This is a genomic window from Methylobacterium sp. J-026, from assembly GCF_022829585.1.
In the GTDB taxonomy this organism is placed as follows: Bacteria; Pseudomonadota; Alphaproteobacteria; order Rhizobiales; family Beijerinckiaceae; genus Methylobacterium.
On the sequence record NZ_JAKSYC010000048.1, the window covers coordinates 1 to 23716 of the forward strand.

Annotated in this window: 24 protein-coding genes, 1 other RNA gene and 3 pseudogenes; 15 read left to right on the top strand and 13 right to left on the bottom strand. The window is 70.7% G+C overall.

Annotated features, from left to right (window positions below; all coding sequences use genetic code 11):
- Positions 1–351 precede the first annotated feature (351 nt).
- From MKK69_RS02830 to MKK69_RS02845, 4 genes are read left to right on the top strand one after another with little or no spacing between them, the layout of a single operon-like run.
- Complete coding sequence (locus tag MKK69_RS02830) at positions 352–849, top strand: hypothetical protein (RefSeq protein ID WP_243965289.1); 498 nt, start codon at positions 352–354, stop codon at positions 847–849.
- Positions 846–1064: a hypothetical protein gene (locus tag MKK69_RS02835; protein WP_243965290.1), complete on the top strand. Its 219-nt coding sequence runs from the start codon at positions 846–848 to the stop codon at positions 1062–1064. The genes MKK69_RS02830 and MKK69_RS02835 overlap by 4 nt, the downstream gene beginning before the upstream one ends.
- Complete coding sequence (locus MKK69_RS02840) at positions 1061–1465, top strand: hypothetical protein (protein ID WP_243965291.1); 405 nt, start codon at positions 1061–1063, stop codon at positions 1463–1465. Before MKK69_RS02835 ends, MKK69_RS02840 begins: the two co-directional genes overlap by 4 nt.
- Positions 1456–1638, top strand: coding sequence for a hypothetical protein (locus MKK69_RS02845; RefSeq protein ID WP_243965292.1), 183 nt, complete (start codon positions 1456–1458; stop codon positions 1636–1638). Before MKK69_RS02840 ends, MKK69_RS02845 begins: the two co-directional genes overlap by 10 nt.
- Positions 1639–2978: 1340 nt before the next feature.
- On the opposite strand, the pseudogene MKK69_RS02850 reads toward MKK69_RS02845, so the two are convergent.
- Together MKK69_RS02850 and MKK69_RS02855 are read right to left on the bottom strand one after the other, a co-directional pair.
- Positions 2979–3116 (bottom strand): annotated as a pseudogene (locus MKK69_RS02850) (HK97 family phage prohead protease); the annotation flags it as partial.
- A gap of 360 nt (positions 3117–3476) precedes the next feature.
- A pseudogene (locus MKK69_RS02855) lies at positions 3477–4325 on the bottom strand (phage portal protein); the annotation flags it as partial.
- Between the two features lie 139 nt (positions 4326–4464).
- Here MKK69_RS02855 and MKK69_RS02860 point away from each other — a divergent pair.
- A complete protein-coding gene (locus MKK69_RS02860; protein WP_243965293.1) occupies positions 4465–5250 on the top strand; it encodes a hypothetical protein in 786 nt (261 codons plus the stop codon).
- Here MKK69_RS02860 and MKK69_RS02865 read toward each other — a convergent pair.
- Positions 5186–5431, bottom strand: a complete 246-nt coding sequence (locus MKK69_RS02865) for a DUF6471 domain-containing protein (RefSeq protein ID WP_243965295.1) — start codon at positions 5429–5431, stop codon at positions 5186–5188. The genes MKK69_RS02860 and MKK69_RS02865 overlap by 65 nt on opposite strands.
- 103 nt (positions 5432–5534) lie before the next feature.
- On the opposite strand from MKK69_RS02865, the gene MKK69_RS02870 reads away from it, so the two are divergent.
- The 4 genes from MKK69_RS02870 to MKK69_RS02885 all read left to right on the top strand — a co-directional run bounded on the left by MKK69_RS02870 (position 5535) and on the right by MKK69_RS02885 (position 8138).
- Positions 5535–6512, top strand: coding sequence for an IS1595 family transposase (locus MKK69_RS02870; RefSeq protein WP_243965296.1), 978 nt, complete (start codon positions 5535–5537; stop codon positions 6510–6512).
- A 1-nt stretch (position 6513) separates the two neighbouring features.
- Positions 6514–6957 carry a hypothetical protein gene (locus tag MKK69_RS02875; protein WP_243965297.1) on the top strand — a complete coding sequence of 148 codons (444 nt, stop codon included), beginning with the start codon at positions 6514–6516 and terminating at the stop codon, positions 6955–6957.
- Between the two features lie 569 nt (positions 6958–7526).
- Positions 7527–7787 (top strand): hypothetical protein, encoded by a 261-nt coding sequence (locus tag MKK69_RS02880; RefSeq protein WP_243965298.1) that lies wholly within the window; start codon positions 7527–7529, stop codon positions 7785–7787.
- A gap of 36 nt (positions 7788–7823) precedes the next feature.
- A complete protein-coding gene (locus MKK69_RS02885) occupies positions 7824–8138 on the top strand; it encodes a hypothetical protein (protein WP_243965300.1) in 315 nt (104 codons plus the stop codon).
- 92 nt (positions 8139–8230) lie between these two features.
- Here the strand turns inward: MKK69_RS02885 and MKK69_RS02890 are convergent.
- A pseudogene (locus MKK69_RS02890) lies at positions 8231–8641 on the bottom strand (phage portal protein); the annotation flags it as partial.
- A 78-nt stretch (positions 8642–8719) separates the two neighbouring features.
- Here MKK69_RS02890 and MKK69_RS02895 point away from each other — a divergent pair.
- A complete protein-coding gene (locus MKK69_RS02895; protein WP_243965302.1) occupies positions 8720–9574 on the top strand; it encodes a hypothetical protein in 855 nt (284 codons plus the stop codon).
- 174 nt (positions 9575–9748) lie between these two features.
- On the opposite strand, the gene MKK69_RS02900 is transcribed toward MKK69_RS02895, so the two are convergent.
- From MKK69_RS02900 to MKK69_RS02930, 7 genes are all read right to left on the bottom strand, one after another.
- On the bottom strand, positions 9749–11074 hold the full coding sequence (locus MKK69_RS02900; protein ID WP_243965318.1) for a DNA-packaging protein: 1326 nt from the start codon (positions 11072–11074) through the stop codon (positions 9749–9751).
- Positions 11043–11681 carry a hypothetical protein gene (locus MKK69_RS02905; RefSeq protein WP_243965303.1) on the bottom strand — a complete coding sequence of 213 codons (639 nt, stop codon included), beginning with the start codon at positions 11679–11681 and terminating at the stop codon, positions 11043–11045. Before MKK69_RS02905 ends, MKK69_RS02900 begins: the two co-directional genes overlap by 32 nt.
- A 392-nt stretch (positions 11682–12073) precedes the next feature.
- Positions 12074–13132 (bottom strand): glycosyltransferase, encoded by a 1059-nt coding sequence (locus MKK69_RS02910; protein WP_243965304.1) that lies wholly within the window; start codon positions 13130–13132, stop codon positions 12074–12076.
- On the bottom strand, positions 13129–14076 hold the full coding sequence (locus tag MKK69_RS02915; protein ID WP_243965305.1) for a glycosyltransferase family 2 protein: 948 nt from the start codon (positions 14074–14076) through the stop codon (positions 13129–13131). The genes MKK69_RS02910 and MKK69_RS02915 overlap by 4 nt, the downstream gene beginning before the upstream one ends.
- 142 nt (positions 14077–14218) lie before the next feature.
- Positions 14219–15343 (bottom strand): glycosyltransferase, encoded by a 1125-nt coding sequence (locus MKK69_RS02920; protein ID WP_243965306.1) that lies wholly within the window; start codon positions 15341–15343, stop codon positions 14219–14221.
- Between the two features lie 22 nt (positions 15344–15365).
- Positions 15366–16253, bottom strand: coding sequence for a glycosyltransferase family 2 protein (locus MKK69_RS02925; protein ID WP_243965308.1), 888 nt, complete (start codon positions 16251–16253; stop codon positions 15366–15368).
- Positions 16243–18294, bottom strand: a complete 2052-nt coding sequence (locus tag MKK69_RS02930; protein ID WP_243965310.1) for an HAD-IIB family hydrolase — start codon at positions 18292–18294, stop codon at positions 16243–16245. Before MKK69_RS02930 ends, MKK69_RS02925 begins: the two co-directional genes overlap by 11 nt.
- A 60-nt stretch (positions 18295–18354) precedes the next feature.
- Here MKK69_RS02930 and MKK69_RS02935 point away from each other — a divergent pair, with 60 nt between their 5' ends.
- Together MKK69_RS02935 and MKK69_RS02940 are read left to right on the top strand one after the other, a co-directional pair.
- On the top strand, positions 18355–19395 hold the full coding sequence (locus tag MKK69_RS02935; protein ID WP_243965312.1) for a glycosyltransferase family 4 protein: 1041 nt from the start codon (positions 18355–18357) through the stop codon (positions 19393–19395).
- Positions 19395–20600 (top strand): glycosyltransferase family 4 protein, encoded by a 1206-nt coding sequence (locus tag MKK69_RS02940; protein WP_243965313.1) that lies wholly within the window; start codon positions 19395–19397, stop codon positions 20598–20600. Before MKK69_RS02935 ends, MKK69_RS02940 begins: the two co-directional genes overlap by 1 nt.
- Here MKK69_RS02940 and MKK69_RS02945 read toward each other — a convergent pair.
- Complete coding sequence (locus tag MKK69_RS02945) at positions 20588–21541, bottom strand: hypothetical protein (protein ID WP_243965320.1); 954 nt, start codon at positions 21539–21541, stop codon at positions 20588–20590. The two genes, MKK69_RS02940 and MKK69_RS02945, sit on opposite strands and share 13 nt — an antisense overlap.
- Positions 21542–21662: 121 nt before the next feature.
- On the opposite strand from MKK69_RS02945, the gene MKK69_RS02950 reads away from it, so the two are divergent.
- The 3 genes from MKK69_RS02950 (at position 21663) to MKK69_RS02960 (ending at position 23310) form a co-directional block, all read left to right on the top strand.
- Positions 21663–22298, top strand: coding sequence for a hypothetical protein (locus MKK69_RS02950; protein ID WP_243965315.1), 636 nt, complete (start codon positions 21663–21665; stop codon positions 22296–22298).
- Positions 22299–22303: 5 nt separating this feature from the next.
- Positions 22304–22948 (top strand): hypothetical protein, encoded by a 645-nt coding sequence (locus tag MKK69_RS02955; protein ID WP_243965316.1) that lies wholly within the window; start codon positions 22304–22306, stop codon positions 22946–22948.
- 77 nt (positions 22949–23025) lie between these two features.
- Entirely contained in the window at positions 23026–23310 is a 285-nt protein-coding gene (locus tag MKK69_RS02960; RefSeq protein WP_243965317.1) for a hypothetical protein, read from the top strand.
- Positions 23311–23386: 76 nt separating this feature from the next.
- Here MKK69_RS02960 and ssrA read toward each other — a convergent pair.
- Positions 23387–23716: a transfer-messenger RNA gene (gene ssrA / locus MKK69_RS02965) on the bottom strand; the annotation flags it as partial.

Consider the following 23716-nt stretch of genomic DNA (forward strand, 5'->3'; position numbering starts at 1 on the left):
TGGACATCGACCGCATGTCGTCCTTCGCGGCTTTCTCAGCAGCCGCCTTCACTTCAGGCGGCAACCGGAGCGACACCGGCAGGGACTTGGGTGTGTCGACAGGTGGGCGGCCCATGGCGTCCATTAAATGTAGTTGACACGCAATCCAACTACATTTAATCACAAAGGCAGGCCGAGCGGAAGCGGTAACTTCCTCCCGGCCCTGACCATCCACGCACTGGAGCTACGTCAATGGCTACCCACGCCAATAGCACACGCACGCCCTTATTACCCCCGATCGGCAGCGCGCCGCCCTTATTAGGCCAGGGGCTCGGTAGGCAGCCGGGCCCCGTCACCCAGGCCATCTGCGCCATGCGGGCGGCCGAGCCGCTGCCGCCCGCCGATGCCGCGATCGAGGCCATCCGTGAGGGCCTGATCCGCTACTTCGTCGAGGAGGATGGTGTCGACCGCCACCGCGTCCGCGATCTGCGCCGCCGGATCGCCAACCGCATCGAGGCCGACCTCGCCTTATTAGATGTGCTGGACGGTGATTCCGACGCGGAACCCAGCCTCGGCGCGCCGGAGCCGATCACTACCGGCGGCTGGGGGTATGAAGATCGCTGCCGTCATAGCGATCAGGACCATTGGGCCGGCGGCAACTCGGACGATCAGGAGCACGATGCTGGCTCCGATCGCGAGGAGGAGAACGAGCACGGCGGCGACATCCAGGACGAGCCGCACGATGCGCAGCCGGACGACGTGGTGCCTCGGATGCACGGGTATGACCCGCGGGTCGCCGATGGGGCTCGCAAGGCTCGCCGCGAAGCCGAGGCGATGCGCGCTCGCAAGGATCGGGAGGCGCGCGCATGAGCCAGAACCCTGCTTATCGTCCCATGTCCGCGATGGAGGACGACATCCTGGCGGTCGAGCGCTGGGCTGGCGTGCTCAATCACATGGGCACCGGAACGTGCATGATTGACCCGGGTGAAGTCTGGGTCATCAGCAACGTCCTGGCCGAGGTCGGCAAGCGCCTCGATGCCCGATGGAACGAGGCGTTCGACGCTGCGGCGGGGAGGGCACGATGAGCGCTTCCACCCGCCGCGCCGCGCTCGGCGCCATCCTCGCGGCCCCGCTGGCATCCGTGCCGGCGGTCGCCACCCCGACCGTCTCGCCGGGCCTCACTCAGCTGATAGAGGAGCACGACGCTCACCGCGCCGTGATGGACGACCGCCCGGATGATGAATGGCCCACGAAGGGCAACAGATGCCAGAGCGGACGTCTGCGTGCGCTCGTAGCCGGTTTTCCCTCGTCGAGCTGGGCCGACACGATGGCTAAGGCGGCTTGCCTCGCGCGCAGCTGGCCGATCGAGGAGGCCGAAGCGGAGATACGGTCTCAGGCCGATACCGGTTTCGCCTACCTTGAGTGCATCGCGCTCGCCATCGCATGCGAGGTAATGCGGCACGAGGAGGGCATGCCATGCGCATGATATACGCTTTCCTCGCCCTGGCTCAGATCCGCCTCGCCTTCGCGGAGCACGCTCGCGCCGAAATGCTCGGGCGTCACGCCGATGAGGCGCTTGTCCGGGCCCGTGCCCGCAGGATGACCGCGGCAGGACTGGCCTGCCGCGCCGGCCTGCCGGATCGGCTGAACCTGCACTGATACCCGGCCCGGCCGCTCGCGCGGTCGGTTTCTTCCGGTTCTGGAAAGAACCTACCGCCAGCCCGGCCGGGCTGATCACGGCGAACGTCGCTTTCGTGGAAATCATCCATGAGAGACTCGCCCCTAAGCCCAATCGATTCAATGGCTTAGACGCCGAATTGTGGTCTGAGGGAATCACCCCCTCCGAGGCAACCACGCCCGCCCGTCTGCATCGGGGGCGATGCTCAGGGCGAGCGTGGAGGTCGAGAGGAGACCCGACAGGGCAGCGTAGCAAAAACTGTGCGTCCACGCCCGCCCGCTGCTTCCGAGAAAGTTGCCGCGGGACGGGCGTGGAGGTCGGCAAGGCGCCCAACGCCGCCGACTTCATAACGAAGGCAAGGAGCGAGCGCTCTGACACGAACGCCACTCAACATTAGGTCTGTCCGGTCAACTCTTCGTGTAACCGCACTTGTTAGACATCTTGGTGCTCCAGCACCCATCTTGAATGCACTTCGGCATGGCATCTGCGCATTGCGACGTGCAAGCGGGCTTCTTAGCGAAATTGGTCTCGCAGAAGTGGAAGCATTCTTTGTTTCGTTCGCTACAACTCATCGCGAGGGCACTTGATGAACCGAGTGCACCGATCGCAATTAGGATCGAACCAGTAAGAAGCACAAATCGCATGGCGGCACCTCGACAAGGCGCACTGATTCGCGCCGCCGGCGATTGTCCATAAGGGAGTAAATCCTAGCAAGGGCAGATAGTACTTGCTGAAACCAAATCAGGGCCGCTGCCAAGTTTGTGCACGGGTAGGCTACACGAAAAACGGCCAATGCTACTCGCGAACGCCGCTCGCGCATTCGGCGCGGGAGGCAGATCCTAAAGGCGCTGACGCTGCGACGGCCCGCCTTACGAGAGCTACTTGAACAGATCGCGGAGAGCGGCTTCCAGGCGATCAACTGTTGCGACCGCCTCCTCGTGATCTGCCGTGTCCTCTGCCCTTTGCGAACGAGCGACCTTCGGAGACCGTCGATTTGATCTCAGCGATCGACCCGATTTTCTAGATGAATGAGCGCCATCGTCTCGGTTTGGCATCCTCTAACTCACTTAAAACTACCGATAAAAAGGAATCGAAGTAGCAATTCTTCTAGTTCCAATCACCTGTGTGGATAAGTACTTACGCGTCCAATATGTCGCAGCGAAGAAGGCACCCTAAATCGATGGCAATTTTTGCCACCCTTCGTGAACGCGGCTCCCGCATTTCGTGCCGGTGGCAAGCGACCGCTAGTATGTTGGTGAAATTGTGGGTACGTTTACGGACAAAAACCTATCTATCAGTTTGAAAACGTTTTATTCCTGATGTCATGAGTTAACAGCAGGCGCACGCCGGCCGGACCGCGCCGCGCCAGGCTCGCCGCGAAGGCCCCCGACACCACGACGTCGCGCCCGAGATCGGGCACGCCGAAGACGCTGGCATAGCCGGTGAAATGGCCGTCCATGGATGGTCCTCGGGTTGAAAGCGGTTCGGGGGGGCGGGGTCGGGCCCGAGACGCGTCTCCCTCCTCCGCAGGGGGGCTTGCGGATCCACGCATCGCGTTCGGCGGCAAACATGTGGAACGCCGCGCCTTTTCCCCTCCCCCTTGCGGGGAGGGGTCAGGGGTGGGGGTGGTGCAGGAGGCACCGCCGCGCGTCGTCCGGGACCACCCCCACCTCCAACGCTTCCCCGCACGGGGGGGGAGCGCGCATCGCGGCTCGCAGCAGGCGGTGTGGGCATCTCGTTGCCCGCAGACGGGGGCGGGAGGGGCCCGGTGGTGGCGGAACTTGCGTCTCCGACACCGAGGCACCCATCCGGCCCCCGATCACGAGGCGTCCGCCCCCCGGGGCAGCTCCGGCGGGTAGCCCACCGCCTCGCGCTTCTCGGCGACCGACAGGAAATCCGCGGCCTGGACCCGGCGCCACAGGGATTCCCGCTCGCCGGCCAGCGCCTCGATCCGGTCGAGATCGGGTTCCAGGTCCACCGGCCCGAAGGCGGGTTCCAGCCAGACGGCGAGCGCCTGGGCGGTGCGGGCCGCGAGCGGGATCAGGGTCTGGCGGTAGAGCGCCCGGTTGGCCTCGGCGTAGTTGGCGTGGGTGCTGTCGCCGGGCAGGCCCAGCAGCAGGGGCGGAACCCCGAAGGCCAGGGCGATCTCCCGGGCCGCCGCGTTCTTGGCCTCGACGAAATCCATGTCCCGGGGCGACAGGCCGAGCGGCTTCCAGTCGAGGCCGCCCTCGAGCAGCAGCGGCCGGCCGGCATTGGCGGCGCCCTGGTAGTTCGCCTCCAGTTCCCCCTTCAGCCGCTCGAATTGCGGCTCGGACAGCCCGGCCCCGGCGAAGACCAGCGCCCCGGAGGGCCGGGCGGCGTTGTCGAGGAGCGCCTTGTTCCAGGCGCTCGCCGCGTTGTGGATGTCGAGGGCGGCCGCCGCCGCCTCGACGGGGGCGAGGCCGCCGGTCTCGTCCTCCGGGTGAAACAGGGCGAGCGCCAGGATCGGCGCCACCGCCTCGGTGCCGGGGGCGGGCAGGTCGAACCGGCGGCTGCGGCCGCCCGCGGTGTAGATGTAGGCCGCCGGCCAGCCGTCGGGCCCCGGCACCATCCGCATCCGCCCCGGCGGCAGGGCCTGCAGGGCCGCGACCCGGCCGTCGAGGGCGACCGCCTCCAGATAGGCGGTCCCGCGGCCTTATGGAGCAAATGCACCAACACGATGGCAGATGCCATTGTGAGCGGTGCTATGTGCCAGCGCCTGCGATACTACAGCCTTGCGAGGCTTGGCGCCTGTAGCGAAGCGGCGTCACGCCAGCTAAGCCTAGCGAATGCCGAGCTACTTAAGCCTCGTGGTCAAGATGGCGTTCGCGCGCTGGGCGCCGCGAACGGATCTATGGAGCGGCGCTCTCGGAGCGCTGATCCCGTGTTTCTACGTTCTATCGGGGCGTCCTGTGCCCGATAACGTAACGACACTGGTAGCCGAGATTGCAGTCGGCTTTGTCTTCAGCGGCATAGCAGTGCGGCTGCTTTTAGCGCCGTACCTGATCTGGAAGTCCGACCAAGCGACAATCGCTGACTTAAAGCGCCAGCTTGAAGAGCCGGCCCGACTGCGCAGGGAAGCAACTGAGAACGCGTTTCAGCAAGCGAGGGTCGATTTCGCAATAGAGATGCGTAAGTTCCTTTACGGAACGGATGCGCACCGCGCTGTCCGACAACTGAACGCTGAGGTCTGGGAACACCTAAATAGCTATGCGGCCCTGTTCAAGCACGACCCCATTTTTGATGGTCTTTGGCTTATGTTTACAGCATTCTATAATAGAGAAGAGTCGGTGCTTAAGATCGGATTGCATCGTCCAGACCCCGATGGCTTCATAGAAGTTCAAGTAAACCGCAATCTCAGCTATAACGGTAGGGCCAGGCATATCGCAGCAGAGGCAATAATCGCGTACCTAACATACAGGGAGTCCGAGGATAGAAAGGTCGTTAAAAAAATCTCCGAACTTCGCGAGTCTCATGTTGGTATAGGTATGATAGAGATTTGGGACGAAGCTAGTCTAAACGAAGCTCTCGCGCGCCGATTGCCGTTAGAACCTGAACAAGAAAAACAGCAGTAAATTTGCCACGCGCCATTTTGTTGCGGATGTTCGGCTCCGTCTCCTTAACGCCGACAGCCACCAGCTTGTCCACGAGCTGCGCGTAGGTCACGCCCTTGCGCTTCAGCTCAGCCTTCAAGATCGCCTTCACCCGCGCGTCCCATGCCTCGTCCGGCGCGTGGATCGTGTCATCCGTCGTCATGCATCCCTCGCAATGGCTCATGCCATCATACGCGATGCTTTTGCCCTTGACTACGGTGCGTCTATGCCATCATATGCGATGCATAAGCACCGGAAGCGATGGCATGTCTTCTCACTTCCTCCTCTCGGCCCAGGCCCGCACCCTCTCGCTCAAGGCGATTTACAAGGGTGGCGAGGACGTGGCTTACATGACCTTCCGGCGCCTTCGTTGGCCCGAGACGGACGGTGAGCCCGTTTGCCCGAAGTGCGGCTGCCTAGACCACTACAACATCGCCACGCGCCGCCGCTTCAAGTGCGCCGGTTGCGGCACGCAGTTCAGCGTCACCAGCGGGACCATTTTCGCCAGCCGCAAGCTGTCCTTCATGGACCTGTGCGCCGGCATCTCGATCTTCGTGAACGCGGTGAAGGGCCTGTCTGCGCTTCAGCTGGGCCGCGATCTGGACGTGTCCTACAAGACGGCCTTCGTCCTGGCGCACAAGCTGCGCGAGGCGCTGTCGGCTGAGAACAAGGACGCCACGCTGGCGGGCGAGGTCGAGATCGACGGCGCCTACTTCGGCGGAACCGTGCGCCCTGAGAACCGCAAGGAGGACCGCAAGGACCGCCGCCGGAAGGAGCATCAGAGCACCGAGCGCCGCGTCGTCATCGTCATGCGCGAGCGCCTTGGCCGTACCCTCACGTTCGTCACCAAGCGCGAGGCTGAGGGCGTCAAGCTAGCCGTGGCGCATGTCGCCAAGGGCACGAAGGTCTACGCCGACGAAGCCAACCACTGGGATGATCTGCACGCCACGTTCCCCGACGCGGGCCGCATCAACCACTCTGAGGCGTACTCGGCTGACGGTGCCAACACCAATCAGGCCGAGAGCTACTTTGCGCGCCTCCGCCGCATGGTCACGGGCCAGCACCACTTCGTCACGGCGCGCTACCTTCACCAGTACGCCACCGAGGCCGCTTGGAAGGAGGACAACCGTCGCCTCGACAACGGCCAAGCGTTCTCCAGCGTCGTCCGCCTCGCCCTGTCCTCAGCCAAGTCCGCTTCGTTCTGCGGCTACTGGCAGCGCCGCCGTGTCGCGAAGGGAGCCTGAGATGGGCGAGAACGTCACCGTCATCCAGCTTCGCGCCAAGCAGGGGCAGCTACAGGATCACGTCGCCTACCTTGAGAAGAAGCTTGAGGAAGCGCGGGCCGATTTGATCCACGTCAATGCCGTGCTGCGGCTCTTTGAGCTTCCCGATGACGGGCAGCCACTCGACTTCCCGGTTCACATGAACCTGTCTCGGCTGTTCTCGACCGGCGAACTGATGGCGTTGGCAAAGGCCGCGATGACGAGCGGGAACGGCGCTCCGCTAAACACGCGAGACATCGCGGCCTTCGTTATCCACAACAAGGGTTGGGATATCAAAGACCCAGTGCTTCGGCACTCGGTCGCACACCGGCTTGTTTACGTGCTGGCGAAGGCCGCGCGTCGCGGCGTCGTTGTATCACCAGGTTACGAGAAGGGCGTCAGGTTGTGGGCGTTGCCGACAACCTGAGCGTTCAATTTTTGTCCCGCCCCTAGGATCGATTAGGAGAGTCATGCAACGGCGTTTGTCCAAGCAACTTGGATGACGGGGCCAAGCGTTACGCATCGCGCGTACGGCCTGATTTTCGAAGATTCGGGCCCATCTACGGGCTTAGGCTATTGACCAATCCAGCGAACGGGTTCAGCTTGGATGGGTTGGGGCGATTCTTGCCCTAATATGGAAAAGCCGGGGTGTGGCGCCCCGGCTTCCCATCACGTTCAGCAGGTCCCTTGGAAAGGCTGCTGAGGACGCTCGACAACGTGCATCCTATGCGCGTGAGCCCTCATGTCAACCTTCCAAGGGGCCATATAAAGGTCTCTTTATATCATGGTTGACGGTTCTCAGCCGTCACGCCGGCTTACCCTTGAAGACGCGATTACTGTCTGGATTCGGCACTGGAGCGGCGAGTTCCAGCACCGGATCGCAGCGGCGTTTGACGTTAATCCCGGCCGCGTGAACGACATCCTCAAGGGGCGCAAGCACCCTGAGAGTCGTGCGCTCGCTCTCTCCCGTCGCGCTGCGGCTTAAGGGAGGCACGCATGTCCGGTGATACGAAGCCAGTACTCTGCGGCGAATGCCAAATACCGCTGGAAAGCGGGGTCAAACGAGATGGCGAGATGTGGGGCGTCTGTTCCCGATGTGGGCAGACTGACCGCATGAATGAGATCATGCGGGAGGCAGCCAAGCACTTCGCCCACAAGTCTATCGGTGACATGTTCAAGGGGTTGGGCCGCAGCGGCAGCGGCATAACAGTCAAGCGCGGACCGCAGCCGCACTTCCGTTGGATCACCGGCGAGTGAGTCAGTCATAATCCTCTCCGTCACTTGGATCGACCCATGCTTATGCTCATCACTTACGACCTAAATAGCAAATGGAGTGAAGTTAAGCAGGCCGCGATTGCGAATGGCTTCCGTGACTTTGCTATAACAACCGCAAACCAGCAGTTTAACCTTCCGAACACCACTTTGCTTGCGGAGGCGCAATCACCGCAAGATGCGATGGATCGGTTTATCGCGATTGTGCGGAGCGTAGGATCTGCCATTATCGTGGAACGAGCAGCCGCGTTCGATTGGTCAACAGGCGCAACTCATGCCGATGGCGCCGGCTTGAGTTTACTGGCGGATATGTTCCGCCATGACGGACCACGGTAGCCACCCTTCACCCTGCGAACGCTAACAAAGCAAGGCGGCGGTCCATCACGGCCGCCGTTTCTGTTTTCCTGCCCCTTGGTGCATTTGCTCCATAAGGCCGCGGTCCCGGCGAGCAGGAGGTCGGCATAGACCGTCTCCAGGAGATGCGTGCCGCTCTCCCGCGGGTTCGGCCGGGCGAGTAGCGCCAGCAGATCGGACGCCCGCTCGGCCCCGGGCCCGGTGGCGATCAGCGGCAGGCCGGCGGCGCTCTCGGCGACCAGCCGGACCGCCCGGTGGACCACCGGATTGCCCTGGTAGCCGGCCCGGGCGAGCGCCGCCGGGTCGCGGGGCGTCCAGCTCGCCCGGCCCTCGGCGTAGAGCGCGAAGGCGGGGGCCATCGCGGCTTTGGTGTAGGCCATGCTGGCGGCCTTGGAGTCGGCCATGCTGGCGGCCTGGGTGGCGGGCGCCGGGCCGCCGGCGCCGCGGCGGGCGACCCGCGCCAGCCGTTCGAGGAGGGTCGACATGCCGGTCTGGTCCTGCGTTATGGTTGCACGATGCAGAGCCGCTTCCCCGCGTGGTCCCGCGCCGCCCGAGGCGGGTGTTTGCCGGCGGCACTCCTGGCCGCGGCGATGCCCGCTGCGGCCGCCCGGGCGCAGGATTCCCCCGCCTGGCCGGAGCCGGACGGCACCCTCGTCCTGGCGCGGCCCTTCGGCCGCTCGGAGATCGCCCTGCGCCTGTCGCGCCGGGTCGCCGGGGCCGCGGATACGCTGACCTGGAACGGCGTCGCGTTCCTGGCCGATGCCGGGGTCGGGGACGCCCTCCAGGCGCGCCTGACCCTCGATCCGGAGGCAGACGGCCGCCAAGCGAGCGAGGCCGGCGACCCGCGGGGCGAGCCCGCGGCAGCGCGGGTCCGATCCCTCCGCGCCGGCCGGAGCTGGGCCGAGACCGTGGCGCCCCTGGCCTGGGACGGCCCGGGCGCCGCGGCCGGCCCGGACGTGATCCTGCACAAGCGGATCGCCCTCGGCCTGCCGGGCCTCGGCAACGCCATCGAGGTCCAGGCGGGCTTCGTGCTGTCCCGGCCCGCCGCGGCGGTGCGGTTCGAGCCGCTCTCGGCCACCGTACCGGCGGAGTTCACCGAGGCCTGGCGCTTCGACCCGGCGACCGGCGGGCTCGATCGGCTCGACTCCGCCCCCGGTGAACGGCCGCAACCCGTGATCCTGGCCCTGCCCGAGGGCTCGCACGCCCTGGGGATCTGGAGCCCGGCCCCCCCGGCGGGCGAGGCCGATGCCCCAAGGGCCGGCTTCGCGATTCGGCCGGTCCCGGGGGCGACCCGCCTGAGCTGCGTGTTCCGGGTCGCGCAGGCCGCATCCGGCGCCCACGATTTCGCCTGCTACGCGCTGGTCGGCTCGCTCACCGACGTGCGCGCCGCCCTGCGGAGCCTGACCGCCCCGGAATGAGCGGATCCGACCGAAAAAAGACGGGTCCAACCCGCGCTGCGTGTGACGCCGTGGTGCGGACGCCACAGTGTGGCGCACGAAATCGTGTATACAGGATGCAGTTCGTTCCTGAGACCACGAACCGACTCCCGGCGCGCTTCCAGCAGAGGCGCGCCGTATTGTTTCGGACGTCCCTCACAGGCGCCGGATCCGCGGTTCCGCCCGCTTCTCCAGCATCAGGTGCGTGAGCGCCCAGACCAGGGCGTCGAGCCGGTCCGGCGAGCCGCCCCCGGACAGGCCCTCCGGCCCGAAATCGCACAGCTCGTCCTCCAGCGCCGGGAACGCCCCGACATGGTGGACGAGGCCGCGGGCGTAGAGGAGCGAGACCGGCTCGGCCCGCAGATACTTGCCCCGAGTGGCGTGGACGCGGACCACCGGCACGGCGGGGTCGCACTGCGCCAGCACGGCGGCGGCCATCTCGCCGCCCTGGTTGACCTCGACCACCAGGGTGTCGGCGGCCAGCCGGTGATAGAGCGCCAGGGCCGCCCCGGCCCAGGCCTGCGGGGTGGCCCGGGCCAGGCTGGCATCGGCCAACACGTAGGCCTGGGGCCCGGCGCGCCCCGCCGCCACGATCCCGCAGGCATCCGAGCGCGCCCCCGAGGTCGCGGGCGGATCGACCGCCACGACGATCCGGCCGAGGTCGGGGACGGCGGCGACCCGCCCCGCCTCCAGGCCGGCGCGGTCCCAGATGGCATCGTCCCGGTCGGCGATGAGTTCGCCGTCGAGTTCCTGGCGGCCGAGGCGGGTGCCGGCATAGCGCCCGACCACGCGCTCGAGGAAGTCCGGCGCGAGGTTGTCGGCGTTGTCGCGGGTCCGGGCGCGGCTCACCACGGTGCGCGGGTCTCCGAGCAGGCGGCGGATCAGCGGCACCGGCCGCGGCGTCGTGGTCACGAGGTTGCGTGGCCGGGCGCCGAGGCGCAGGCCGAATTGCAGCATGTCGAAGGCCGCCTCGGGCCGGCGCCACTTGGCGGCCTCGTCGCACCAGGCGGCGTCGAATTGCGGACCGCGGAGCGCGTCGGGCTCCTCCGCCGAGAAGGCCAGGGCGACCGCGCCGTCGGCCCATTCGAGGCGCCGCCGGCTCGGCGACCAGACCGGCCGCGCCCGGCCGCCCCGGGGCAGGTTCAGGATCCCCGAGGGCCCTTCGATCATCACCTCGCGCACGTCGCAATGCGTCTCGCCCACGAGCGCGATGCGCCCGACCGGCTCGGGGGTGAAGGCCGGATCGCCCCGGGCGAGCGCGTCGACCCATTCGGCCCCCGTGCGGGTCTTGCCGCTGCCGCGGCCGCCGATCACCGCCCAGGTGGTCCAGGGTTCGATCGGGGCTCCGGCCGCGTCCGGCTCGGCCGGCGGGAGCTGGTCGGCGCGGGCGCGGTGCAGCCAGTCGCGGTCGAGCGCCCGGAGCAGGCCGGGCGGCAGGGTCGCGAGGAAGTCAGGCAGGCGCCCCGCCGCGGACAAAGCCATCATAGCGTCGCGCGATCTCCGCGCGGAGGGAAGGCAGATCGCGTTCCGTGCCGTCATCGCCCCCCTCCCCCGCCGCGGGCTGGACGCCGTCCGCCCCGACCTCGTCGAGCAGCCGCTTCAGGCCGCCGAGGTCGCGCAGGACCCGGGCGGATTCGCCCAGCGCCACCCCGTCCCGGCCCAGAGCCGCGTCGTAGGCGGCGATCTGCCGGGCGATGTGGGCGCGCAGATGCGCCCGCAGGGTCGGCGGATCGATCACCGGCGCGGCCTCGCGCCGGGTCCGCCGCCCCCTCGGCACCCGCCGGAAGGCCGCGACCATCAGCTCGGGCCGCCCGCGCCCGAAGCCCAGCGCCGCGGCGACATCGGCGGGATCGCTGCCCGGCAGGCTCAGGAGCCGGGCGACCGCGAGGCGCCGCGTCTCGGGCCAGCGCGCGACGACGCAGCGCCAGCGCGGCGGCCGCACCCAGCCGGCCCGGGCGTTCCAGGTCAGGATCGTGCGCGGACTGAGGCCGGTGCGGGCGCTGATCTCGCGGATCGGCAGATCGGTCTCGCGCAGGAGCCGCATCACCTCCGTGCGCCGCTCGACCGGGTGGGCCTCGCGTAGCCGCATCGCCGCTCTCCGCACACGTTTCGACCGTGCCTCAGGGATAGCCCGGCAGCGCACCGCTGTCAAGCCTTATTTCCTATTTCTCGGCCGATTAGGAATTTGGGCTGAGGCGCCGGCCGGGTCTATGGCGGGCGGAGGTGCGCCGCAGCGGTTCGGCCAGCGCCGGCGATCGGTTCCCGATGCGAGCAAAAGCCGGAATCGGGCGCCGTCCCTGCCCCCGCTGTGGGCTGGCGGATTCATCGATCGCGTTCGGAATCATCGCCCGGTCGACGGGTGTTGCGGTCCAGAGCTGGCAAGCGTCCTCCCTCCCCCCTCTGCGGGGGAGGGAGACGCGCCTTGGGCCGGCCCGGCGATGATCCCAAATCCGGAGCGTGATCCGCGAGGAGCGGCCCGGGTCAGCCGCCGGCGCGGGCCTGCGCGTAGAGCGCCTCGCAGCGGTCGAGCCAGCGGTCGCGGGTGAACAGGCGCAGGACGCGGTCGCGCGGGATCGGCCGCGGAATCACCCGGGCGGCGTCGATCGCCCCGGCCAGGGCATCCGCGTCGCCACAGGGGACGAGGCGCCCGGCCTCGCCGACGACCTCCGGGGCGGCGCCCATGGCGAAGCCGGCGACCGGCAGGCCGCAGGCCATCGCCTCGACCGCCGCCAGCCCGAACGGCTCGTCCCAGCACGGGGTGAACAGGAACACCGAGGCGCGGCCGACCTCCGCGGCCAGAGCCGCGCCGCCGAGGTGGCCGCCGTAGCGGATCGATCCGCCGAGCGCCGGGGCGATCCGCGCCGCAAAGTAGTCCGGCTCCTCGACCGGGCCGAACAGGGTCAGGGGCAGGCCGGCCCGGCGCGCCGCCGCGATCGCGTGGTGGGCGCCCTTGACCGGCGCGAGGCGCGCGCACCAGACGGCGCTGCCGTCGCCCCGCGCGACGTAGGGCCAGGCGGCGGGATCGATGCCGTTGTGGAGCACCGAGGCCGTCGCCGGCGCGCCGTCCGGCCACCAGGCCCGCAGCTGGGCCCGGGAGGTCGCGGTGATCCGGTGCCCCGGCGTGACGCTGGCGTGCACGAACCAGCGGAGCGCGTCGTAGGGCGGCACGTGCAGCGAGGTGACCGTGGGGGTCGCGGCCGTGGCGCGCGGTTCGAGCGGCAGGCGGCTGAGGCTGTTGTTGTGCAGGACGTCGAAGCCCCCGGCGGCGATCCGCGCGCAGGCGGCGGCGTAGCCGTCGTCCAGGTGGGCCGTGAGGCCGGCATCGCCCCGGTGCTCCAGGCCCGGGAAGCGGCGCTCGTGGTGGACCGGGATCACCGGGTTGAGGGTGAAGCGCGGGTCGCTGTCGCCGGAGGCGAACAGCACGACCCTGTGGCCGCGCGCAGTCAGACCGTCGGCGAGGCTCCAGGTCTGGGCTTCCAGGCCGCCCGCAAAGGGCGGCGCGATCGGGTGGCGGAGATGGGCGAGGAGCGCGATCCTCATGCCGTCGCGGGCGCGGGCACGCCGGAGGCCATGGCGGCGCCCTCGACCTGCCGCGCCTCGAGGGTCCGGATGACGGAGGCCGAATTGGTGTAGGGCTGGTGGCTCTGCTGGCCGGTGAGGGCCAGATCCCCGGCATCGGGGCGGCGCAGGATCCGGATCGGCCGGTCGGGCGTGTCGTCGATCAGGCCCATGACGCGGAACGCGTAGAGCCAGTGGCCCATGGTCCGGTAGCCCCATTTGGACGCGAACAGCTCGGCATTGCGCACGACGCTGTCGAGGTGATGGACCGGGGGCATGTGGTGCGGATGGTACTGGTGATAGGCGCGCGCGCCCTTCATCCAGGCGATCGGGATGCCGCGCGTGGCCAGGAGCTTGCCGAAATCCGTATCCTCGCCGCCATAGCCCGTATAGCGCTCGTCGAAACCGCCGGTGGCCAGGAACGTCGCCCGGCGGATGGCGTAGTTGAGCGACCAGAAGCAGCGGTAATCGTTGCAGATCTCGATGCCGGAGGCCGGGGGGCCGCGGCGGTCGGAATGCCGCTCGGCGACGGCGTCGAGATCCGCGTAGCGCCAGTCGCCCGCCGTGGCGCGCTCGGGCAGGTGCAGCACCTCGCCCATCAGCAGGCCATCGAGTGCGGCGAGGCCCCGTGCATAATCGGCAACGAGACTCGGTGCCGGGATGCAGTCGACGTCGAGGAAGACGACATCGTCCCCGCACGCCGCCGCCACGCCGCGGTTGCGCGCCGCCGCCAGGGGAAGCTCGCGGCCCGGCACCAGGATCTGGCGGACCGGGAACGGCACCTCGGGCAGGTCGTAGGGCGCGTCCTGCATCACCGCGACGATGAGTTCGGCGGGCGGCCGGGTCTGGCGCGCGAGGCCGAGGAGCACGTTGCGCAGATGCGCCGGCCGGCCCTTGGCGAGCGTCACGACGGAAACGGTGGACATCCGAGATCGGGCTCCGGCTGGGGCGCTCGCCGCCGAAACGGACGCCGGTCCGGCGGCGGCGAGCGGGTTGAATCAAGAACTGGGATCTGCCCCCGATCGCGACGCGATCGGGGACGGCTCCAACGGTGTGGGACGGCAGCGCTCATCCGGCCGCGGCGGCGTCGATCAGCTGACCGGACCACAGCGTGTCGGTCAGCCCTTCGAGCCAGTCGGCGGCGCGGGCGGCGGCGTCCGGGGCGTAGAGGCTGCGCAGGGCGGTCCCGTCGAGGGCGCGGGCCCGGGCCAGGAAGTCGCGCCAGGTCTGGAGATCGCCGGGCCAGGCGGGGGCCTGCACGGCGGCGCCCAAGCGGACCAGGGCTTCGGCCTTGCGGGTCTGTTCGGCGAAATAGCGCCATTCCGGCATCACGATCAGGCGGCCGCCGACCCGGGCGACCTCGTGCACCGTGTTGTCGCCCGCCGAGGCGATGACGATGTCGGCCGCCGCAAGGTAGTCGGTGACCGAGGCGACCCAGCCGAGCTCGCGCAGGTTGGCGAAGTCGGTCTCGTGGCCCTCGCGGTGGGTCGGCCCGAGGGTCAGCCAGAGCGCGTCCGGGGCGGCCCGGGCCGCGACCGTCAGCGGCGCGTAGGGCGTGCCGCTGCCGCCGCCGCCGGTCACCGCCACGACGATCTCGCGCTCCGGATCGAGCCCGAGCTGCGCCCGCGCCTCGGCGCGCTCCGGCACCCGGTCGACGCTGGTGCACAGGCCGCCGCTGTAGAAGGTCTTGGCGCGCAGGCGCGCGGGGTACTCGTCCTGCTCCAGGCGCGCGTCGAAGGGGGCGAGCATCCCCACGCAGGCCTCGTAGGCGCCGATATGGCCGATGTCGGAGCGGTCGCCGTGCATGCGGATCTGGACCGCGGGCACGCTGGCGATCCGCGCGAGCAGGGCGATCTCCGCGGAGACGTCGACGACGAACAGCCCGATCCCGCGCTCGTCGAGGTGGTCGAGGATGCACCGCATGGTCCGGCGCATCTCGGACAGGCCCAGGGGGACGCAGTGCATCACCTGCGGCGTCGGCTCCGCGTAGAGTCGCGCGGTCGGGACCGCGGCGCCGATCATGTTGGGCAGCGCCACGATCTCGATGTCGCGCGCGAAGCCGTCGAACAGGTGCGGATCCGCGGTCAGCACCGAGACCGGGCGGTCGCGGCTGAACGCGGCCGCCACCGCCATCGTGCGGTTGGCGTGGCCGCGGCCCTGGTGATGGACGAAGAACGCGATGGGTCGCTTCATGGCCGGCGGTTCGGGCTCGCTCTCAGGAGAACAGGGCGTCGGGCCGCAGGGCGGCGGCGATCTCGTGCCGGGTCGGCGGTCGGATCAGGCGGATCGCGGCCGCGTCGGAATCCCAGTCGATCAGCCCGGCCGCGCGGAACTGGTCGAGCCAGTAGGTCATGCACCACCGTCCGTGCCGCGCCCGGAAGCGGGCCGCGTTGGCCAGGATCGGCGCGAAGTGCTGGAGCGGCGGCACGTGGACCGGGTGGTGCTGGTGGTAGGCCCGCGCGCCCGCGACCCAGAACGTCGGCAGCCCGGTCGCGGCGAGCCGGGCGGCGAAGTCGGTCTCCTCGCCGCCATAGCCCGAATAGGCCTCGTCCATGCCGCCGACCGCGCGCCAGGCGGAGGCCGCCAGGGCGAAGGACAGGCCCCAGAGCTGGCCCGGATCGGGCTCCGGCCGCGAACCGGATTCCGGTACGGGCGGGCGGGCCGGATGGGGGCGCCCGACCCGGTCGAGCGCGGCTGGATCCACAACGCCGCCGGCGATCGCCCCGTCCGGGAGGTAGAGGACCTCGCCCAGGAACAGGCCCCGGGCCGCCGCGGCGGCCGCCGCATAGGCCGCCACCAGCGTCGGGCCCGGGATGCAATCCACGTCGAGGAAGACGAGGAGGTCCGCCGCGGCCGCCTCCGCCGCCCGGTTGCGCGCGGCCGCGAGCGGCAGCGCCGCGCCCGGCACATGGAGGTGGCGCACGGGGCAACCGGGATCGGGCAGGTCGGCGGCCGGCTCGGGCTGCATCCAGGCGATGACGCATTCGCGGGGCGGCATCGTCTGGCGGGCGAGCCCGCGCATCAGGTTGCGCAGGCGGTCGGCCCGGCCGCGGACCAGAGTCAGCACGCTCGGCGCGGGGCCGCCCCCGGGCTCAGCCGACATCGGCCAGCATCCGCCGGAAATGCGACACCCCCTCGATGATGCCCCGGGCATGGGCGGTCCGGGCGACGTAGGAATGCTTCAGCGCGGCGTTGTTGGCGAGGTCGTCCGAATAGTTCGCCACGATGATCGCCTGCACCCGGGCGCCCAGCATCTCGATGTCGTTCCCGGAATCGCCGGCCACGAAGACCGCCTGCTCGGGGAGGTCGTACAGGGCCCGGACATGGTCGACGGCGGTGCCCTTCGAGGCCGCCTCCGGCAGAACGTCGAGGTAGCGGCCGTGGCTGTGGATCACCCGGGCGGGGAGGCCGGCCAGCGCGAGCCGCGCGCGGACGCGCCGCGCCGCCGCCGCATCGCCGAAATAGCTCAGCTTCAGCGCCCGCTGCTCCAGGGGGCCCTGGGGGGCGAGCCCGTCGAGCCCGGCGAGCGCCGCGCGCACCGCCTCCCGGTCCCAGCCGGCAGCGATGATCCCGCGCCAGGCCGCATCCGCCGTGTAGGTCACCCCGTTGGCGTCGAGATGGTAGATCTCGGACCCGACCGAGGTGATCATCACCTGCGGCCGCGGGCTGGCCTGCTGTTCCAGCACCGCCATCGCGCTGTGGAAGGACCGGCCGGTGGCGACGCCGAAGGCCAGCTCCGCCTGCCGGCTGCGCCACCGGCGGAAGATCCCCAGCGCCGCGTCGCAGCCGACCAGCGTGTTGTCGATGTCGCAGACCAGGAGCTGCCGGGGCCTCCGGAGGGGCGGCTCCGGGGCCAGCAGCGCGCGCAGCAGCACGTGGTAGCGCGCGGCGTGCCGGTCCCAGTCGTAGGCCGCCGCCGCCCGGGCCCCGCCCGCGACGCAGCGGGCGTAGAGCGCCGTATCGCCCAGGATCCGCAGGCAGGCCTCGGCGATCGCGCCGGGGGCGCGGGGATCGACCAGCAGCCCGTTGCCGCAGGTCTCGACGATGTCGTTGGGACCGCCGCTGTCCGTGGCAACCAGCGGCAGGCCGGCGGCCGAGGCCTCCAGCAGCGTCAGGCCGAAGGGCTCGTTGAGGGCCGGGTTGACGAAGACGCCGCCATGCGCCCGGGCATAGGCGTAGATCGCCGGAACGTCCTGCGGGCGGTGGGTCTTGGGATAGGCCACGTGCCCGTAGAGGTCGTAGCGGTCGATCAGGACCAGCAATTCGCGCATCGTCGCGGCCATGTCGCCATCGAGGGCGTCGATATCCGCGCGGGTGCCGGCCACGATCACGAGATTGGCGCGGGCGCGCAGCGCGGGGCTCTCGCCGTAGGCCCGGACCAGGGCCGCGAGGTTCTTGCGCGCCACCGGCCTGGCCAGCGCCAGGATCGCCGGTTTGCCCGGGTCGGCCAGGAACCGGTCGATCGCGGCGTCGACCCGGGGCTCGGGACACGCCGCGGCGAAGCGGGCGAGGTCACTGCCCGGGGGCAGGACGCGGACGCGGCCGGGATCGTAGGCGGCATAGCCGGCATACTGCACCTCCGCCTCGTCGCGGGACGAGGCGATCACAAGCCGCGCCCGCGCCAGGGCGTCCTCCTCGGTGGCGATCCGGCGGGCGAGGTCGGGGCGAAGGACGGCCTCGCCCAGCATCGCGGCCTTCACCCGGCCGAGCGAGTGGGCGGTGAACACGAAGGGGATGCCGAGCCGGTCCTCCACGAGCGCCGCCACCGCGGCCGCGTCCGCGTAGTGGGCGTGGATCAGGTCCGGCGCCCGCGCCTGCGCGCCGATCCAGGCGACGAGGTTCTCGGCGAAGCGCGCCACCTCGGCGTGCATCTCCTCCTTGGCGCGATAGTCCGGGGACGCGCTCGCCAGCCGCACGAGGGTGACCTTGTCGGCGATCCGCTCTTCAGGCACGGCGTAGGCGGCGCCGAGCGGGCCGTGGAACAGGCGCGTCGCCACCGCGATCCGCGCGAGGTCGCGATCCTGCGCCGAGGCCGAGACCAGATCGAGCAGGTAGCGGATATGGCCGCCGGTATCGGCGGTGATCCCGTAGACGACGCCGTCGCCGCGCAGGCAGCCCTGCAGGGCGATGTGCAGGACGAACATCAGGCGTGGGCTGAAGCTGTCGGGCGCCCGTATAAACTTAACTTATGTGAAGAGAGCGTCGTGATTCGTGTTGCCCAGGTCGCACCGAACATTTTTCCCGTTCCCCCAGATCATCACGGCGGCACCGAGCGGGTTGTGCATGATCTGAGCACGGCGCTGCGAAGCTTGAGCGTCGAGGTAACACTTTTCGCCCCCTCGGACAGTGCGACAGACTTGCCGCGCGTGGGCGATTATCCGAGTCTTTCGGCGCTCGAGCGGCGCCACGGGCCCGTCGCGCCCGGTGTGCCGGCGGCCCTGGATGCCCTGCAGCTGGAGGCGCTGCGGCAGCGGCTCGACGATTTCGACATCGTCCATTGCCACGGCGAGTTCGCCCATGCGGCGCTCCTGGGGGGGCGCCGGCGGCGCAGCCTGACCACGATCCACTGGCGGGTGGACGAGCTCGACCGGGCGCTGTTCTTCGCGGGCTTCCCCGACCTGCCGGTGGCGGCGATCTCGGCGGCGCAGGAAGCCGGCATCCCCGCGGCGAACCGGGCGGGGATCGTGCATCACGGCATCGATCGGGACCGCTACGCCTTCCGCGCGGAACCGGACGCCCACGTCGCCTTCCTCGGCCGGATGACCGACCAGAAGCGGCCCGACACGGCGATCCGCGTGGCCCGCGCCGCCGGTCTCCCGATCCGGCTCGGCGGCACGGTCGATGTCGGCAACCCGGATTATTTCGACCGGCAGGTGCGCCCGCTCCTCGGCGCCGACGCGACCTATCTCGGGCCGGTCGACGATGCCCGGAAGGGCGAGCTGCTGGGCGGCGCCCGGGCGCTCCTGTTCCCGATCGACTGGCCCGAGCCCTTTGGCCTGGTGATGATCGAGGCGATGGCCTGCGGGACGCCGGTCGTGGCCTGGGACCGCGGCTCGGTCCCCGAGATCGTCGAGGACGGCGTGACCGGGTTCGTCGTCGCGAGCGAGGCGGAGGCGGTTGCGGCCCTCGCCCGGATCGGGCAGCTCGATCGCGCCGGGATCCGCCGCCGGTTCGAGGCGCGGTTCACCGCCGAGCGGATGGCGCGCGACTATCTCGCGCTCTACCGCCGCCTCCTCGACGCCTGATGCGCACCGCCCTCCTGGCTTGGGACTACCCGCCCGCACCGAGCGGCCTCTCGACCGCGGCCCGCGAGATCGCCGAGAGCCTCGCGGAGGCGGGCGCGGAGGTCACGGTGTTCACCCTCGACCGGACCGGCCGCGCGCGGGTGGCAGGTGTCACGATCGTGGGCCTCGGCCTGCCGGAGGGGGGCGCCCTGGCGCGCCTGCGCCGCTGGGGCTCGACCGGGCATCTCGCGGCGCCGCTGGCCTTCCGGCGCGCCGTGCTGGCCGCCCACGCGCGCACGCCCTTCGCGGTGGTGGAGGCGACCAACTGGTACGCGCCGGCCGCGCTGCTCGCCGGCCGCCGGACCCTGCCCCTGGTGACGCGCAGCTCGACCCCGGCGGTGTTCACGCGCGGGCCGGGGGGTGCCCTGCGCGACCGCCTCGACGGGTGGAGTGCCGACGCCCTGGAACGCCGGCAGGTCCGGGGCAGCGCCGGCCTCATCGCCAACACCGCCGCGCACGGCGCGGTGATCACGCGGGCCTACGGGCTCACCGGCCGGCAGCCCTCCGCGGTGATCGGCCTCAGCCTGCCGCCCGAGGTCGCGACGGGTGCCCGCGCCGCCGCCTATCCGGAGGCGGAGGCGCCGGTGCGCCTGCTCTTCGTCGGGCGGGCGGAGGCGCGCAAGGGCTTCGACGCGCTCCTCGACGCGGTCGCGATCCTCGGCGGCGCGCGGGACCAGGACGGCCTGCCACCGTTCCAGCTGGACCTCGTCGGGGTGGCGCCGGAGGATCTGCCGGCCGATCTGCCCGGGGCGGCGCGGCGGCACATCCGCGCCCGCGGCCGGATCGACGGCCCCGCCCTGGCGCAGGCCTACGCGCAGGCCCACGCGGTGGTCGCCCCCTCCCGCTACGAGAGCTTCGGCCTGGTCTACCAGGAGGCCCTGGCCTACGGCCGGCCAGTCGTCGCCTGCGCGGAGGATGCCAGCGCCCGGGCCTTCGTCGGCGCCCCCGGGGCCGGGCCGCTCGCGGAGGCCGCCACCGGAAAGGCGCTGGCCGATGCCCTGCGCCCGCTCCTCGCCGATCCCGACCTGCGCCGGACCTACAGGGCCCGCGCCCTCATCGCCGCGGGCCGGTTCGACCGGGCCAGCCTCGGCGGGGAGACCCTGGCGCTCTACCGGCGGGCGATCGCGGCGGCGGGGGGCGCCGGAGCGACCCGTCAGTCGGCATAGGGACGCAGCAGCGCCGTCGCCTCCTCGGGACGGCCGCGTCCGGGATCGAGCGCCTCGTAGCGGCGCGACCGCGCCCGCACATGGGCGCGGCTCAGGCGATGCGCGATGACCCCGTGCAGCGTCAGGAAGCTGCGCGGCCAGCCGCCGTCAAGAACCGGCCGCTCATGCACCCGGCCGGCGAAGCGCACCCGCGTCCGGTTCAACCGGTACTGGACGTCCGGGAAGACATCCGACAGGACGCCGTCGACCCGGTTGGCCCGCGCGAGCCCGATCGACACGACCTCCGCCGCCTCGGCCGCAGCGGCCAGGGCCGGCAGGCGCGCGCCGGTGGCGGGTTCGATGGATTCGTCGGCGTCGAGCTGCAGCATCCAGGCGTGGCGGGCGAGGTCCTGGAGCGCGTTCCGCTGCGCGGCGAAATCGCCGTCGAGGGGCCGGGCGGCCACCCGCACCGCCCCCTCCGGAAACCCGGCGACCGGAACCATGCGGGCCGCCCGCGCCGGCCCGTCGAGGAGGATCGCGACATCGTCCGTCCAGCCGGCCTGGGCGGGCAGAAACGCCAGCACCGCGGCGAGGTCCGCCGGGCGGCACAGCAGGCCGAGGGAGACCGGGCGCCCGCCGGCGCCGTCGAGGGCGTAGAGTTCCGCCGCGGCGGCCCGGGTCCCGTGGGGATGCCGGAGGTCCGCGCGGCCCGCGTCATCGAGCGGGCGCGTGCCCCGGCCGAGGCGGGTCGCGGCGGTCCGCAGGGTGTAGAGGTCGAGGCCATAGGGCGCATCCGGGTCGGACAGGAAGGCCGGCGCGGCGAGGTGCCGGTCCAGGTGTTCCCGGCAGGCGGCCGGGTCCGCCGCCTCCGCCAGCAGGACGCCGCAGGAGCCGCAGGCGCGCGGGAAGGTACGGCGGCGGCCGTCCGGATAGGTCAGGCCCCGCGCGCTGGCCCCGAGCATGTCGGCCGCGCAGAGGAAGCACCGGCGCGGGCCCGTCACGTCGACACGTTCGACCCGGCCGCGCCCTGGTCGTCCCGGCCTGGCGCCTTAACTTCGCGGCTCCCCGCGATCCCCGGTTTCCGTGTCATCCGACCTCGATCCCTCCCGTGCCGACGGCCCGATCCTGCCGGCCGGATCGTCCCTCGCCATCGTCGGCAACGCGCCCGGGACCGGTGATGTAGGGCCGGCGATCGATGCGGCGGACTGCGTGGTGCGCTTCAACAACGCGGCGGGCTTCGGCGACCGGACCGGCCGACGCGTCACCCACCTCGCCCTGGTCAACCGCGGCGGCCAAACCCGGGAATGGCTGACGGACCGGCGCTTCCTGGAGCGCCCGGTGGTCCGGACGGCCGGGGCCTTCATCCTGCCGTTCCCGATGCTGCCGGCGGCGCAGAACGTCCCGGACCCGATCTGCTGGACCCGCGAGATCCTGGCGCTGCTGCGGCCCCTGGGGCGCCCGATCCACGTCCTGCCGGAGGCCCTGCACCGGCGGGCGCACGGCCTGCTCGGATCCCGGGCGGGCGAATGCCCGAACCCGAGCACCGGCTTCCTGGTGACCCTGGCGCTCGTGCCGGACCACCCTGTGCCGGGGCTCCCGGCGGACGCCTACGGCTTCGGCTTTGCCGGCTGGCCGGGGCATCCCTGGGCGGCGGAGCGCGCGTGGTTCGCCGCGGCGGCGGCCTCCGGGCGCCTCCGCCTGCACCCGACCGAAGGCTGAGAGTCATGGCGACGCTGATCACGGTCCTGAAGGGCGGCGGGCGCTACGACGCGACCTGGGTGGAACGCCTCGCCCGCGGCGTGCGCCGCCACGCACCGGCCTTCGGGCGGATCCTCTGCCTCACCGACCTGCCGCTCGCGGTCGCCGGGGTGGAGCGCGTGCCCCTGCGGCACGACTGGCCGGCCTGGTGGGCCAAGATGGAGGCGTTCCGCCCCGGGCTGACCGAGGGCCCGACGCTCCTGTGCGACCTCGATACGGTCCTGACCGGGCCGGCGGACGCCCTGGCCACGCCGGGCTTCGCCGCGATGGAGGATTACTTCCACACCGGGCGGCTCTCCAGCGCCCTGCTGCGCTGGGACGGCGACGCACTCGCCGCGCTCTACGAGACCTTCGCGGCGGATCCCGAGCGCTGGATGAGGCCGGGATCCTGCGGCCCGGTGCCCAACGGGGTCCACGGCGATCAAGTCGTCATCGACCATCTGCTCCGCCGGAGCGGCCGGCATCCGGACTTCCTCCAGCGGATCCATCCGGGCCTGCTCGATTTCTACGATCCCCGGCGCGACGCCCACGGCCCGGTCGTGATCTTCATCGGCGCGGCCAAGCCCGACACGGCCGCCGGCGCGGTCCACGCGGCCTGGACCGGCACCTGACCGGCGCTCTCGGGCGCCGACGAAATCGTTATCGGATTCGCCTTGCCAAGGCCGACGCGGCCGTGCCTCGTCCGGGCATGCGTATAGTCCTCGCCGCCGCCCTGCTTGCCGGCCTCGCCGCACCCGCATGGGCCGGGGAGCCGCCCAAGGACGGGCCCGTGACGGGCGGCAGCTTCGGGATGGGCGGTTCGGACTATTACGGCGATGTCCGCGACCGGATGCCGTTCACCCGCGCGGCGCCGCCGCGGCCGATCGGCATCGCCGACATCGAGCGCGTCCGGGCCGCGCGGCGGCGGGCCGAGACGCGTGCGCGACGGGTGGGTGGGCGGCACGCGCTGCATCGCCGGCCGCCGCATGCCTGAACCGGCGGCGCGATGTCCGGCTGCGGCCGAAGCGCCTCGCGTATCCGGTGCCGGGAATGACGGGCCCCGAGGCCGAAGCCCCGGGTTCTGTTGCTAGGCGTGCCCACGCCCCGGAAGATTACGCCGCGAGGCGCATCTCCATGCCGACGTTGTCGTTGGCATTTAGAGTTTTGGTCAGGTGCTCGGAACGAGGGTTGCCCGCGCCGAACCGGTCGAGTCCTTACCGAAAGCCGCATCTTACCCCGCCGAAGCGGGACAGAACTCGCGATCCCTTTACCGCCCAGTCGAACCTGTTTCACCCCCAGCAGAAGCACCCTGGCAGCCCGCGATCCGCAACGCCGGATGCGCGCCCCCGTCCCCGAACGGTAGCGGGGCAAGGTGCTTCTGGTGGAGGCGCCGGGTACCG

Excerpts from the sequence above, each read along its gene's own strand:
- MKK69_RS02905 (WP_243965303.1), bottom strand. The coding sequence starts at position 11,681 with ATGCGGCTACGCGAGGCCCACCCGGTCGAGCGGCGCACGGAGGTGATG.
- MKK69_RS02830 (WP_243965289.1), top strand. The coding sequence starts at position 352 with ATGCGGGCGGCCGAGCCGCTGCCGCCCGCCGATGCCGCGATCGAGGCC.
- MKK69_RS02960 (WP_243965317.1), top strand. The coding sequence starts at position 23,026 with ATGCGTATAGTCCTCGCCGCCGCCCTGCTTGCCGGCCTCGCCGCACCC.
- MKK69_RS02910 (WP_243965304.1), bottom strand. The coding sequence starts at position 13,132 with ATGAGGATCGCGCTCCTCGCCCATCTCCGCCACCCGATCGCGCCGCCC.
- MKK69_RS02875 (WP_243965297.1), top strand. The coding sequence starts at position 6,514 with ATGGGCGAGAACGTCACCGTCATCCAGCTTCGCGCCAAGCAGGGGCAG.
- MKK69_RS02915 (WP_243965305.1), bottom strand. The coding sequence starts at position 14,076 with ATGTCCACCGTTTCCGTCGTGACGCTCGCCAAGGGCCGGCCGGCGCAT.
- MKK69_RS02885 (WP_243965300.1), top strand. The coding sequence starts at position 7,824 with ATGCTTATGCTCATCACTTACGACCTAAATAGCAAATGGAGTGAAGTT.
- MKK69_RS02945 (WP_243965320.1), bottom strand. The coding sequence starts at position 21,541 with ATGCTCGGGGCCAGCGCGCGGGGCCTGACCTATCCGGACGGCCGCCGC.
- MKK69_RS02920 (WP_243965306.1), bottom strand. The coding sequence starts at position 15,343 with ATGAAGCGACCCATCGCGTTCTTCGTCCATCACCAGGGCCGCGGCCAC.
- MKK69_RS02925 (WP_243965308.1), bottom strand. The coding sequence starts at position 16,253 with ATGTCGGCTGAGCCCGGGGGCGGCCCCGCGCCGAGCGTGCTGACTCTG.
- MKK69_RS02955 (WP_243965316.1), top strand. The coding sequence starts at position 22,304 with ATGGCGACGCTGATCACGGTCCTGAAGGGCGGCGGGCGCTACGACGCG.
- MKK69_RS02900 (WP_243965318.1), bottom strand. The coding sequence starts at position 11,074 with ATGGCTTTGTCCGCGGCGGGGCGCCTGCCTGACTTCCTCGCGACCCTG.
- MKK69_RS02930 (WP_243965310.1), bottom strand. The coding sequence starts at position 18,294 with ATGTTCGTCCTGCACATCGCCCTGCAGGGCTGCCTGCGCGGCGACGGC.
- MKK69_RS02940 (WP_243965313.1), top strand. The coding sequence starts at position 19,395 with ATGCGCACCGCCCTCCTGGCTTGGGACTACCCGCCCGCACCGAGCGGC.
- MKK69_RS02845 (WP_243965292.1), top strand. The coding sequence starts at position 1,456 with ATGCGCATGATATACGCTTTCCTCGCCCTGGCTCAGATCCGCCTCGCC.
- MKK69_RS02880 (WP_243965298.1), top strand. The coding sequence starts at position 7,527 with ATGTCCGGTGATACGAAGCCAGTACTCTGCGGCGAATGCCAAATACCG.
- MKK69_RS02865 (WP_243965295.1), bottom strand. The coding sequence starts at position 5,431 with ATGACGACGGATGACACGATCCACGCGCCGGACGAGGCATGGGACGCG.
- MKK69_RS02860 (WP_243965293.1), top strand. The coding sequence starts at position 4,465 with ATGCCGAGCTACTTAAGCCTCGTGGTCAAGATGGCGTTCGCGCGCTGG.
- MKK69_RS02840 (WP_243965291.1), top strand. The coding sequence starts at position 1,061 with ATGAGCGCTTCCACCCGCCGCGCCGCGCTCGGCGCCATCCTCGCGGCC.
- MKK69_RS02835 (WP_243965290.1), top strand. The coding sequence starts at position 846 with ATGAGCCAGAACCCTGCTTATCGTCCCATGTCCGCGATGGAGGACGAC.
- MKK69_RS02870 (WP_243965296.1), top strand. The coding sequence starts at position 5,535 with ATGTCTTCTCACTTCCTCCTCTCGGCCCAGGCCCGCACCCTCTCGCTC.